This is a genomic window from Halomonas sp. (genome assembly GCF_033549285.1).
Classification (GTDB): Bacteria; Pseudomonadota; Gammaproteobacteria; order Pseudomonadales; family Halomonadaceae; genus Halomonas.
In genome coordinates this window covers 1-9,530 of record NZ_JAWSUJ010000129.1, presented here as the reverse complement: position 1 = coordinate 9,530, position 9,530 = coordinate 1, and the positions used below count along the sequence as shown (strand labels likewise).

Genomic DNA, 9,530 nt, shown 5'->3' with positions numbered 1-9,530 from the left:
CTACCAGGCCACCCACGACGCCCTCACCGGGCTCGCCAATCGCGCGCTGTTCGGCGACCGCCTGGTCCACGACTTCGCCCTGGCCCGCCGCCATGCGCAGATCCTGGCGGTGCTGTTCATCGACCTGGACGAGTTCAAGCCGATCAACGACACCCTGGGCCACAAGGTGGGTGACCAGCTGCTGATCAGCGTCGCCCGACGCCTGGCCGGGGGGCTGCGCACCAGCGATACCCTGGCGCGCTTCGGCGGCGACGAGTTCGTGCTGCTGCTTCCGGACCTCGAGCATCCCGGCGAGGCCGAGGAGGTGGCCGAACGCCTGCTGCTGGAGCTGACCCGCCCCCACAAGGTCAGCGGCCACGAGCTGCATATCTCGGCGAGCATCGGCATCGCCATCAACGACGAGCCCCTGGAGGACCCCGAGAAGCTCCTCCAGCATGCCGACATGGCCATGTACAAGGCCAAGCAGCAGGGGCGCAACGCCTACCAGTGCTACACCGGCGACCTGGACAGCAAGCTCTCCCAGCGGGTGATGCTGCGCAACGAGCTGCAGGAGGCCATCGATCACGACCAGCTGGTGCTGCACTACCAGCCGCTGCTCGACGCCGCCGGTCGCGTCGACGGGCTGGAGGCGCTGGTGCGCTGGCGCCACCCCGTCAAGGGGTTCATCTCCCCCGCCGACTTCATCCCGCTCTCCGAGGAGACCGGCCAGATCATCCCGCTGAGCCGCTGGGTGATGGCGCGGGCCTGCCGCGATGCCCGCACCCTGGTCGACCAGGGGCTGCTCGCGGGGCGCATGGCGGTCAACCTCTCGCCGATGCAGTTCCACCGGCCGAGCTTCCTGGCCACCCTGAGGGGGGTGCTGGACGAGACCGGCCTGCCGCCCTCGCACCTGGAGCTGGAGCTCACCGAGGGCATCCTGATGCGCGATACCGAGGGCGCCATCGACATCCTCAACGCCCTGAACGGCATGGGCATCAGCACTGCCATCGACGACTTCGGCACCGGCTTCTCGAGCCTGGGCTACCTGCGCTCGCTGCCCATCGACAAGATCAAGATCGACCGGACCTTCGTCAGGGACGTGACCGGCAGCGACAAGGATGCCGCCATCTGCCAGGGGGTCATCACCCTGGCCCGGGAGCTCGACCTGAGGGTGGTCGCCGAGGGCATCGAGACCCGCGAGCAGCACGACTACCTGAGGCATCACGGCTGCGAGGTCTTCCAGGGCTTCCTGTTTGCCCGGCCGATGCCCCTGGAGGCGCTGGTCGCCTGGCTCGAGGCGCGTCCGCGGCAGTGAGGGTCATCGCGACATTCCACACGCCTCCGGGTTGATTGATATGCGTCAAGGGGTCCGGGGCCTGACGGACTATGCTGGAGGACAGGTCACCACCGCGGACTCGGCGCCGCGGTGATCAGGCACGACGACACGCCAGCAATATGAATTCCAAGGGAGATGCCTCATGAACCTTCGCAAGCAGTCGCTCGCCTTTGGCCTGGCCATGGCCGTGGGAACAGTCGCCAGCGGCACCGCCCTCGCCCAGGGGATGATGGGGCCTGGCTACGGCCAAGGTCAGGGCCAGATGGGCCCCGGCATGATGGGGCCGGGCTATGGCCAAGGGTATGGCCAAGGCCAGGGCCAGATGGGCCCCGGCATGATGATGGGACCGGGCTATGGCCAAGGTCAGGGCCAGATGGGGCCCGGCATGATGGGGCCGGGCTATGGCCAAGGGTATGGCCCAGGTCAGGGCCAGATGGGCCCCGGCATGATGATGGGACCGGGCTACGGTCAGAGTCAGGGCCAGATGGGCCCCGGCATGATGATGGGACCGGGCTACGGTCAGAGTCAGGGCCAGATGGGTCCCGGCATGATGGGACCGGGCTACGGTCAGGGCCAGGGCCAGATGGGGCCTGGCATGATGGGACCGGGCTACGGTCAGGGTCAGGGCCAGATGGGCCCCGGCATGATGATGGGACCGGGCTATGGCCAAGGGTATGGTCACGGCTATGGCCCGGGTCAGGGCCAGATGGGCCCCGGCATGATGATGGGGCCGGGCCATGGCCAAGGGTATGGCCAAGGCCAGGGCCAGATGGGGCCTGGCATGATGGGCTTCGGCCCGGGTGGCCTGGAGCAGCTCTTCGACGAGGAGCAGCGCCGCGCCGCGCGGGAGCTGATGCAGGAGCACCGCCCCGCCCAGGTTGAGCGCATGAACCGCATGATGGCATTGCGCGAGGAGATGTTCACCCAGATGCAGCAGGAGCGCCCCGACCCCGACGAGGTGCAGGCGCTGCATACCCGCATGGCCGAGCTGCAGGGCGAGATGATGGCCGACCAGCTGCGCCTGCGTGACCAGATGCAGGACCTGCTCACCGACGAGCAGCGCCAGCGGCTGCGCGAGGCCATGCCCTACAACCGGTAATTGCCCCGGGGTCGCATCGGGGCGGCGCCTGCCGCCCCGGCACCCTGACGCGATCAGTGTGCGGCGAGGGGGCCGAGCAGGCCCTCCGGCAGGTCGGCGCCCAACTGCCTGAGCCCGGCCCACAGGGTCACCTGATTGGCGGTCAGCAGCTCCCGGCCAGTCTCGCGTCTCAGGGCCTCGCGCAGGAACAGCGAGTTGACCGCCGTGTCCGGCACCAGCAGCGGCCGCGAGGCATCGGGGTAGCGGGCGCAGAAGCGCCGCACCTCCGCGCCAAGGTCGGCGCGGTGGGAATCGGCGGCATAGGGACAGTCCAGCGCCTTGTCGTTGACCACGGTCACGCCCCCTTCCCGCAGGAAGCTCACCAGCCGCAGGGTCACGTCGTCCGGATAGGGGCTCAGCAGGTCCACCCGGGCATGGCCGAGGGCAGCCAGCGCCTCGTGGAAGGCCAGCGCCGTGCTGGTGACCGGCACGCCCAGCCGGGATTCCAGGGCCTCACTCTGCTCCCGGGCCCACTCCAGCCCGCCGATGAAGCTGGCGCTGGTACAGGCCCATACCACCGCCCCGGCACCGCCCTCCTCGGCCAGGCTCCGGCCTGCCGGCGCCAGCCGCTCCACCTCGCCCAGCGCCAGCAGCGCCGACAGCGCATGGTGGCCATCGCTCTCCACCTTGCCCACCTGGATCCGCGGCAGCCCGGCCACCTCGTCGCCGAGGGTGTACCACTCGTAGTCATCGGGGCCGTCGTCGGGCAGCAGGATGCCCAGGCAGGATTGTTGCAACATGCGATGACCTCCCGGTCTGGCTGTAGACATTGTACAACTGGTCAGGACTTTCCCTAGGCTACCGCAGGTTCCCCGGCAGCTGGCAATGCCCCTTATGGCTCACAGGAACTCGCGGGTGGCTTCCAGCACCCGGCCGTCGACCGTGCGCTGCAGCCTGTCCTCGATCTCGCTGCACAGCGACGCCACGTCCCGCGATGACATGCCCACCACCACGAAGGTCCACTCGCTGGCATCGTGGCGGTCGAGGTCGCCGCTCTCGCAGACCGCGATCGATGGCTGGCGTCCGAAGCGCTCGTGCAGGCCGCCCATGCGCTGGCGCTTCTCCTTCAGCGAGCGGCAGCCCGGCAGGGCAATCTTCACGGTGAGAACGGCGATATGCATGGCAGACTCCTCTGGCCAGCGGGGGATCTCTCGGGCAGGCACCGGGTGACCTACCCAGGCTGAGGGCAGCATAGTAGCCTTTGCCCATCGCCTGCCCCGACGGGGATCACGTTCACGCCAGGAGAGCCCATGATCCGCCTGCATCACTGCATCAACGCCCGCTCCTTTCGCCCCCTCTGGATGCTCGAGGAACTGGGGTTGCCCTATGAGCTGATCCTGCACGACTTCCCGCCGCGGGTGCGCGACGAGGCCTTCCTGGCGATCAACCCGCTGGGCACGGTGCCCGCCTTCCTCGACGACGAGGTGTGCATGACCGAGTCGGCGGCGATCTGCCAGTACCTGGCCGCCCGCCATCCCGAGGCCGGCCTGGACGTGGCCAGCCAGGATGCCGCCTATGGCGACTACCTCAACTTCCTGCACTTCGGCGAGGCGACCCTGACCTTCCCCCAGACCCTGGTGCTGCGCTACGGCCAGTTCGAACCCCCGGAGCGCCGCCAGCCCCAGGTGGTGGAGGACTACAGCCGCTGGTTCCTCTCCCGGCTGCGGACCCTGGAGCCCCGGCTGGCGACCCGGCGCTGGCTCTGCGCCGAGCGCTTCACCGCCGCCGACGTCTCGGTGGGCTACGCCCTGCTGCTGGCCAGCCACCTGGGGCTGGACGAGCGCTTCAAGCCGAACGTGCGCGACTACTGGACTCGCCTGCAGGCACGCGAGGCCTTCCGGCGTGCCCTGGAGGCCCAGCATGACGCCGCCGTGGCCCAGGGCGTCTCGCCAACAGCCGCCATGGCACGCCGCTGAGCTGTGGCCGCCGGCCGGCTAGACCTTCCAGGGAATCGGCGGCGGCATCAGCCGTTCGCCCTCATATTCGGGAACGCTGCCGAAACGCTCGCCGCCGGTCTCCCACTCACGCTGGGCCTCGGCGATCTCGGCCTTGCTGTGGCCGACGAAGTTCCACCAGATCACCACCTCCTCACCGAGGGGTTCACCCCCCAGCAGCAGCGCCCTGGCGCCCGCCGGCAGCGCCAGCTCCAGCGTATCCCGCCCACGCCCCAGATAGGCCAGCTCGTCTGCGGCACACGCCTCGCACTCCAGTGTCACCTCGCCCTCCAGTGGCAGCACGGCGTACTCGAAGGCGTGGCGCAGCCCCAGGCGCAGGGTGGTCGCCGCCTCGGCGGCGAGGTCCAGCCCCACCAGCGGCGAGAAGGTCAGCGTGGGGGCCCGGCGGCCGGCAAACTCCCCGACCAGCAGGGTCAGCTCCACGCCCTGGTCACGCCACACCGGCAGTTCGGGGTAGTGGTCGAAGCGCGGCGCCGTGTGACGGTGGGCGTAGGGCAGCGCGATCCACAGCTGGGCGGCATGCAGTTGCGGGTCGTCCAGCAGCGACTCCTCGGTGTGGCTGATGCCGCGGCCCGCCGTCATCAGGTTGACCTGCCCCGGGCGGATCACCTGCTCGCTGCCCAGGCTGTCGCGATGCAGCACACGCCCCGCGATCATCCAGGTGAAGGTCTGCAGGCCAGTGTGCGGATGCGGCCCCACGCGCATCCCGCGGCTTTCGCCCTTGAACACCACCGGCCCAGCGTGGTCGAGGAAGCACCAGCCCCCCACCAGGCGCCGCTGCCGCGATGGCAATGCCCGGTGGATCGGGATGCCGCCGACCTCGGCGTGGCGCGATGACAGATGCTGCAGTTCTCGCCGCCCATCGACCACGGGGCAGTCCAGCGAGGATGACGGGGTCGCATCCTTGATCAAGTTGCTCATGGGAGAGTCCTCCGGGCCAAGCGACGACGCTGATGGCAGTATGGCACCGGCATGCCCGGGACGCCCCGGGCGAACAACGGCGACGCCATGGCATCGAGCCAGGCGTCGGGGGTATCCTCCCGACAGGCACATGACAGCGTTCCGGAGCCGGCCCGCCATGCACACTCCTGCCCTCGCCATCACCCGCACGCCCCTGGTCGCCGTCTACGGCACCCTGAAGCGCGGGCTGCGCAACCACCACTGGCTGAAAGGCGCCCACTTCCTGGGGGCCGACCGCCTCACTTCGGCGACCCTCTACGACCTCGGGCCCTATCCCGCGGCCAAGCCCGAGGCCTCGCGGGGGATCGAGGTGGAGGTGTTCGAGGTCAGCGCCCGTCTGCTGGCCGGGCTGGATCGGCTCGAGGACTACCGGGTGCGGACGCCGAAGCATGGCGACTACGAACGCGTCATCCTGGCCACCGCCTTCGGCCCCGCCTGGCTCTACCTCTACAACCGCGAGGTGGCCGGCTGCCCGGTGATCCGCGAAGGGGCCTGGCGGCCCCGATAGCCCCGCGGCTGTGCTATAAACGCGGACGCGAAGGAACCCCACCCGGAATGTCACCAAGGAGACGGCCATGGTCCGCTTCATCCTCACTCTCGCCGCGCTGGCCGGCCTGGCCTATGGCGGGCTCTACTTCTACTACGGCGTGGAGATCAAACGCGCCCTCGACCAGCGCCTCGACGACCTCGGCCTCACCGCCGTGGAGGTCAGGCGCGTCGACTTCGCGCCCATGGCCCCCCTGGCCAGCGACACCCATGTCACCGCCGAGGTGACCTACGGCGGCGCCGAGGCGAGCCTCGACATCCGCGTCATCGGCCATCCGGTGTTCTCCGAGGAGACCCGCCTGGAACTCGACAGCCTGCAGGCCCTGCGGCTGACCCTTGGCGCCGGCGGCTGATAGGCCGCTCTCGGCCCGACCGACACCCGCTACGAGGGACTCGCTTGTTGTGGAGCATTAGTGCGCATACGCTATGCGCATAGCCCCTCGCACAAGGGAACATGCAGCATGTCACCACTCTTCGATGTCACGGCACCCAAGAAGCCCACCAACGTCAGCATCAACAGCGACCTGCTCCAACAGGCGAGGCGCCTGGGGATCAACCTCTCTGCCACCTTCGAGAGCGCACTGACCGAGAGGGTGCGTACCGCGCAGCAGGAGCAGTGGCGGCGGGAAAATGAAGCTGCCATCCGCGCCTACAATCGGACCGTGGAGGAGCACGGCACCTTCGGTGATGGCGAACGGCAGTTCTGATGGCCCAGTTCAACGCCTACGAAAACAGAAACCCGGCCTCGTGCAAACGCTATCCCTACCTGCTTGATATCCAGAGCGACCTGCTCGAAGAGCTGCGCACGACTGTTGTCGTACCACTCTGCCCTGCCGCTCAAGCCGAAAGCTTGCGAATGACCTACTTGAACCCCATCATCGAGATCGATGGCGAACGCTACATCGCCTTGACGCAGGAACTCGCCGGCATCGAAAGGAAGCGACTCGGTAAAACCGTTCATGACCTTGGCATCTATCGCGACCAGATCATGGCCGCGGTCGACTTCCTGATAACCGGCATCTGATCCAGCCTACGCCACACGTATGGGCGGCCTACCGATCCACCCCCAGATACTTGAGCCGGCGATAAAGTGCCAGCAGAGACCCACCGCCCAGCATCATGCCGAGGCCCGCCAGCACCACGAATAGCGCGTCGTAGGCCACGGCGCCCGCGCCCGTGTAGGCCGCCACCAGCATGCCGACGTGACGCACCACCAGGTACACGCCGATCAGGAAGGTGCCGGCACGCACCAGGTCCTCGTCCGCGATGCGAGCGCCGGCGTCGGCCTCGACGCCGCCATGCAGCCTCTCCGCCAGCCGGCCGGCGAAGCACCACAGCAGCACGCCGCCGAGCATCGGCCCCCCCACCGTCGCCACATAGATCAGCAGCAACCTCCCGACCCCGGGCTCGGCAGCATTGGGTCCCAGCAGCGCCAACGCCGGCACCACCGCAAACAGCGTCTTCAGGAAGAGATAGAGACCCAGCAGGCGGATCAGCAGGATGGAGAAGGGTTTCATGGTGGCTCCTGATCAGTCCTGTGGCTCATCGTCCTCGATGGGCGTTCCCAACGTATCGATCATCACGCTGTGGCACTCGACATCGAACCACTCGTCGAAGCGCTTCAGGGTGAGCTTCGGCCACAGCGCAGGATCGGTGTACCACCCCTCCAGCTCCGACTCGAAGAGGTTGCACCAATTCGCCTTGACCCACTTCCGTACCGCCGCGGGCGATGCGGAAACGTCCTCGCTGACCAGGTAGACGGTGAGGTCGCTATTGACCTCTTCCAAGGTAACGCAGCTGCCACCCGGCGAGGGATCGGCGTCGTTGATCCACTGCACGGCCGGGGCCTTGTAGCGCAGCAGCAGGGCGGAGCGGTTGAGCATGATTCTCTCCAGAGCTTCGATAGCAAATTACAGCATTCGGACAATTTCCCTGACCCTTTCAGAAAACACTCGCTTCATCCTGAGCAGCTCTCCCACTGACCAGTCGTGGATATCATCCAGCGTCTCACCTTCATCTTGAATAGAGCCTTCACGGTAGATCGCAACCCTTGAAGCCCTACGATTATCCAGCCCCTCCCAAGAAAGCGACGCACCATAGTCGGTTTCTATCTCGTTCTTTCGCTGCTCGAGGTAATTGAAGACCTGCTGATTTTTCTCTGCATCTCCAAGATCAATATAGAGCTCAGCTCTTACCTTCCCCCCCTGAGTAAAGACAAGCCCATAGCGTATCCCGGTGTGACCCGAAGAGAAGGAGTACCAGTTTTGTGGCTGCCCAACGCGGGCGCCGGTAAAATGATGTTTCTCTCGAAGATCATCTATCAAGCGTTGATAAAATTCACGATACCGCTCCCCCTTGTCGCTATTCGGGGCACTCCTCCTTCGCTTGGCAGTTTTCTGCCACTCATTAGGCATTACCAGAACCTTAAAATCATAGGCTGGGCGAGAATTATCTATCTGCAACACATCAACGGTAACCGCGAAGAACTGTGTCTCCTCATCAGTTCGCTGATTGAGCCACTCAAGTGCCTGGCGGTGCTCCTCACGCAGGGTTTCCGCCAACCAGATGACTTTCTCCGCCCCAAACCCTGCAGCGTAGGTGATGAGCTTTCCCAAGTGATCATGGTCAGAAGGAGTCAGCTGGTTCTCGATAATTACCCTTCCTCCCGTTCCAAGATCATTGGCCAGAAGGTCAAGCGAAAAATCACCTACAGCGACCTCCTCACCGGCAAGCTCCAGCTCCATACCCAAGGCATCACCCAAGGCTTCAATATTTCTAGCCAACCAAGGAGTAAATGCAGTAGCCTCATGCTGCCATATCTCACGAAGACTTTTTCTTTTTAACTCTCCAAAATCAGCCATAATCCCCTCCCGCATCCCATATATTTCCTAAGGCTAACCATCTGATAATTTAAACCATTTTAGGCCAAGACACTACCCTTACTTGACTTTTTACCATTCAGCTTCTCCGACGCCTTCTTCTTGACATTCTCCGGATTGATCCGTTCAAGAAGCGTCTCGGCGAAGTTTTTACCCTGATGAGTTCGGGATGGGCGGCGCGCTATTCGGTGGTAAACTCATCGCGAAAAGAATTGTCCAGGATGGTATAAAACAAGCACTTTTCGCGGATTTTAGCGTTAGCGACCCGCTGATTTAACTAGTCGGATAAGGCAAGGATTGCAAGATATTCCGCTCGCAACTTTATTTAAATAATATTTTTAAAGCTTTCCTTGAGCACTCATAAAAACCTCTCAGTGCGGCGCAACACACCACATGAACGACTGGACATCGATCATATCCCTTGGCTCCAGCTTCTTAGCAATCCCTTTCTTGATCGTACCAGAGAGGTCCAGCACCGCCTTGTAGGTCAGCCAGTTGAGCTTCGATTGATAATTGATCTCGAAGCGACAAAGCTCTGCTGCATGCTGGGTGATGGTCGGTTTGACAAACATATTGGTCTCGGGGTGCACCAGGAAAGGAAAATAGGTGGCAACTGTCCACTTGGCAGCCCCTATAGACTCCAAGCATCGGCAAAAGCTATCCTGATTACTCATGTTGATCAGCCACCACCGCGTCAGTCTTTCCTATACTGATGTTATGTCCAGTAGAGGAGGTGA

At 64.6% G+C, this 9,530-nt stretch carries 14 protein-coding genes; 7 read left to right on the top strand and 7 right to left on the bottom strand.

Annotated elements, in window-relative coordinates; genetic code table 11:
* Both SCI24_RS19455 and SCI24_RS19450 read left to right on the top strand, forming a co-directional pair.
* The coding region (locus tag SCI24_RS19455; RefSeq protein WP_318726951.1) for a putative bifunctional diguanylate cyclase/phosphodiesterase at nucleotides 1-1,294 on the top strand (1,294 nt) is incomplete at its 5' end.
* A 163-nt stretch (nucleotides 1,295-1,457) separates the two neighbouring features.
* Nucleotides 1,458-2,414: a hypothetical protein gene (locus tag SCI24_RS19450; RefSeq protein WP_318726950.1), complete on the top strand. Its 957-nt coding sequence runs from the start codon at nucleotides 1,458-1,460 to the stop codon at nucleotides 2,412-2,414.
* A 53-nt stretch (nucleotides 2,415-2,467) separates the two neighbouring features.
* Here the strand turns inward: SCI24_RS19450 and SCI24_RS19445 are convergent, their stop codons facing one another.
* Together SCI24_RS19445 and SCI24_RS19440 are read right to left on the bottom strand one after the other, a co-directional pair.
* Entirely contained in the window at nucleotides 2,468-3,193 is a 726-nt protein-coding gene (locus tag SCI24_RS19445; RefSeq protein ID WP_318726949.1) for a hypothetical protein, read from the bottom strand.
* Nucleotides 3,194-3,292: 99 nt separating this feature from the next.
* A complete protein-coding gene (locus tag SCI24_RS19440; RefSeq protein WP_318726948.1) occupies nucleotides 3,293-3,574 on the bottom strand; it encodes a DUF503 domain-containing protein in 282 nt (93 codons plus the stop codon).
* A 129-nt stretch (nucleotides 3,575-3,703) separates the two neighbouring features.
* Here SCI24_RS19440 and SCI24_RS19435 point away from each other — a divergent pair, with 129 nt between their 5' ends.
* The gene (locus SCI24_RS19435; RefSeq protein ID WP_318726947.1) at nucleotides 3,704-4,369 is read left to right on the top strand and encodes a glutathione S-transferase family protein; all 666 of its coding nucleotides are present in this window, start codon (nucleotides 3,704-3,706) and stop codon (nucleotides 4,367-4,369) included.
* Between the two features lie 18 nt (nucleotides 4,370-4,387).
* Here the strand turns inward: SCI24_RS19435 and SCI24_RS19430 are convergent, their stop codons facing one another.
* Entirely contained in the window at nucleotides 4,388-5,329 is a 942-nt protein-coding gene (locus tag SCI24_RS19430; RefSeq protein ID WP_318726946.1) for a pirin family protein, read from the bottom strand.
* 157 nt (nucleotides 5,330-5,486) lie between these two features.
* On the opposite strand from SCI24_RS19430, the gene SCI24_RS19425 reads away from it, so the two are divergent.
* From SCI24_RS19425 to SCI24_RS19410, 4 genes are all read left to right on the top strand, one after another.
* A complete protein-coding gene (locus SCI24_RS19425; protein ID WP_318726945.1) occupies nucleotides 5,487-5,876 on the top strand; it encodes a gamma-glutamylcyclotransferase in 390 nt (129 codons plus the stop codon).
* Nucleotides 5,877-5,943: 67 nt separating this feature from the next.
* A complete protein-coding gene (locus tag SCI24_RS19420; RefSeq protein ID WP_318726944.1) occupies nucleotides 5,944-6,267 on the top strand; it encodes a hypothetical protein in 324 nt (107 codons plus the stop codon).
* 108 nt (nucleotides 6,268-6,375) lie between these two features.
* Nucleotides 6,376-6,621, top strand: coding sequence for a type II toxin-antitoxin system CcdA family antitoxin (locus SCI24_RS19415; RefSeq protein WP_318726943.1), 246 nt, complete (start codon nucleotides 6,376-6,378; stop codon nucleotides 6,619-6,621).
* Complete coding sequence (locus tag SCI24_RS19410; protein WP_318726942.1) at nucleotides 6,621-6,938, top strand: CcdB family protein; 318 nt, start codon at nucleotides 6,621-6,623, stop codon at nucleotides 6,936-6,938. The genes SCI24_RS19415 and SCI24_RS19410 overlap by 1 nt, the downstream gene beginning before the upstream one ends.
* Nucleotides 6,939-6,966: 28 nt before the next feature.
* Here the strand turns inward: SCI24_RS19410 and SCI24_RS19405 are convergent, their stop codons facing one another.
* From SCI24_RS19405 to SCI24_RS19390, 4 genes are all read right to left on the bottom strand, one after another.
* Entirely contained in the window at nucleotides 6,967-7,431 is a 465-nt protein-coding gene (locus tag SCI24_RS19405; protein WP_318726941.1) for a hypothetical protein, read from the bottom strand.
* A gap of 12 nt (nucleotides 7,432-7,443) precedes the next feature.
* Nucleotides 7,444-7,797, bottom strand: coding sequence for a hypothetical protein (locus tag SCI24_RS19400; RefSeq protein ID WP_318726940.1), 354 nt, complete (start codon nucleotides 7,795-7,797; stop codon nucleotides 7,444-7,446).
* 27 nt (nucleotides 7,798-7,824) lie between these two features.
* Nucleotides 7,825-8,775 carry a DUF4268 domain-containing protein gene (locus SCI24_RS19395; protein WP_318726939.1) on the bottom strand — a complete coding sequence of 317 codons (951 nt, stop codon included), beginning with the start codon at nucleotides 8,773-8,775 and terminating at the stop codon, nucleotides 7,825-7,827.
* Nucleotides 8,776-9,164: 389 nt separating this feature from the next.
* Nucleotides 9,165-9,467, bottom strand: a complete 303-nt coding sequence (locus SCI24_RS19390) for a hypothetical protein (protein ID WP_318726938.1) — start codon at nucleotides 9,465-9,467, stop codon at nucleotides 9,165-9,167.
* Between the last annotated feature and the right edge of the window lie 63 nt (nucleotides 9,468-9,530).